The organism is Streptomyces sp. SID10853 (assembly GCF_010548145.1).
GTDB lineage: Bacteria > Actinomycetota > Actinomycetes > Streptomycetales > Streptomycetaceae > Streptomyces.
Window position 1 is genome coordinate 1 of sequence record NZ_JAAGLN010000469.1, and the last position, 1,672, is coordinate 1,672.

Genomic DNA, 1,672 nt, shown 5'->3' on the forward strand with positions numbered 1-1,672 from the left:
TGCCGCGGCCGCGCGCTCGGCGCGCAGCGCACACCACTGCCGGGCCACGGTAAGCCGGTCCGCGGCCATCCGGCCAATCCGGCCACCCGTACGGGTCGTCAGGTTGCGCCGGACAGGCCAGCCGCCCGGTCCGCGGGCGCACGCAGCCGCTCCGGCCGCCCGGCAGCCGGGTATCGGCCGTTCGGACTCCTCGGCCCACGCCTGAGATGCGGGTAACGGCCAGTGTTTTTAACGTAACTGAATGATCTTCAGACCAGCCGTACGAAGTCTCTGCACCGGAGCCGTGGTGCTGGCCGCCGGTGTCACCGCGATCGCGCCCTGCGCCGCGCTGGCCCCGCGCCCCGGTCACCGCCCGGCAAGCAGCACGGGAAGCAGCGCCGGAAGCGGGACGCACGCCCCCGCGCTGCCCGGACAGGTCTCGGCCCTGTCCTGGGTGGTCGCCGACGCGACCTCCGGCGATGTGCTGGCGTCCAGGAACGCCCACCGCCGTCTGCCCCCGGCCAGCACCCTCAAGACGCTCTTCGCCCTCACCGTGCTGCCGCATCTGCCCGCACGGCTGCTGCACACCGTGACCAGCGCGGACCTCGCCGGCGTCGGTGCGGGGAGCGCCCGGGTCGGGGTGGTCGAGGGCCGCGCCTACCGGGTGGACGACCTGTGGCGCGGGGTCTTCCTCAGTTCGGGCGGCGACGCGGTGCACGTGCTGGCGTCCATGAACGGCGGCTGGCAGAAGACCAGGGACGAGATGCGCCGGCGGGCCGTGCAGTTGGGGGCCCAGGACACCCATGTCATGTCCCCGGACGGCTATGACACACCGGGCCAGTACTCGTCGGCGTTCGATCTCGCGGTCTTCGGCCGCACCGGCCTGGCCGACCCGGCGTTCGCCCGCTACTGCTCGACGCGCGTCGCGGACTTCCCCGGCGGGCTCGACAGTTCGGGGCGGGCCGGCGCCCCCTTCCAGATCCAGAACACCAACCGGCTGCTGGGGGGCACCCAGGACGTCAGCCGCTACCCCGGGCTCGTCGGGGTCAAGAACGGCTACACGTCCGAGGCGGGCAACACCCTGATCGCCGCGGCCCGCCGGGGCGGCCACACGCTGATCGTGACGGTGATGAACCCTCAGGACAGCACGGTCTACGACGATGCCCGCTCGCTCCTCGACTGGGGCTTCGCCGCTTCCGGCAAGGTGCGGCCGGTCGGCTCGCTCCGGCCCGCCGTGGCTCGGACCACCACCGCGGGGGCGCCGGGTCCCGCGCAGGCACCACCGGACCCGGCGATCGTCGCGAACCACCACTCCACGATCAAGAAGTCGTCGACACTGGGCGGCTTCGCGGCGGTCGGGGCACTGCTCGTCTCGCTCTCCGCTTCGCTGTGGCTGCTCCGTCGGCGGATGCGGCGCTGACGGGGCCGGCCGAGGGCGGGCCCGGACACTGACGGGCCCGGACACTGGCAGGTCCGCACGCTGACGAGCCCGGACACTGACAGGTCCGCACCCTGACGGGATCAGATGCTGACGGGGTCGGACACCGACCGGCCCGTGCGGCAGCCGGCTCAGACGATGGTGGCGCCGCCGAACAGCAGCAGCGCCACATCGATCCCGGCGACGACGACCGCCGAAGCGAACGCGGCCCGCTCCCGGCGGCGGCCGAGCAGCGTCCCCGCGACCGCGGCCGCG

The 1,672-nt window shown here is 73.8% G+C and carries 1 protein-coding gene; it reads left to right on the plus strand.

What is annotated here, in order from left to right:
- Positions 1-241 precede the first annotated feature (241 nt).
- Complete coding sequence (locus G3I19_RS36385) at positions 242-1,399, plus strand: D-alanyl-D-alanine carboxypeptidase (protein WP_164267930.1); 1,158 nt, start codon at positions 242-244, stop codon at positions 1,397-1,399.
- The last annotated feature ends 273 nt before the right edge of the window (positions 1,400-1,672 follow it).

Excerpts from the sequence above, each read along its gene's own strand:
- G3I19_RS36385 (WP_164267930.1), top strand. The coding sequence starts at position 242 with ATGATCTTCAGACCAGCCGTACGAAGTCTCTGCACCGGAGCCGTGGTG.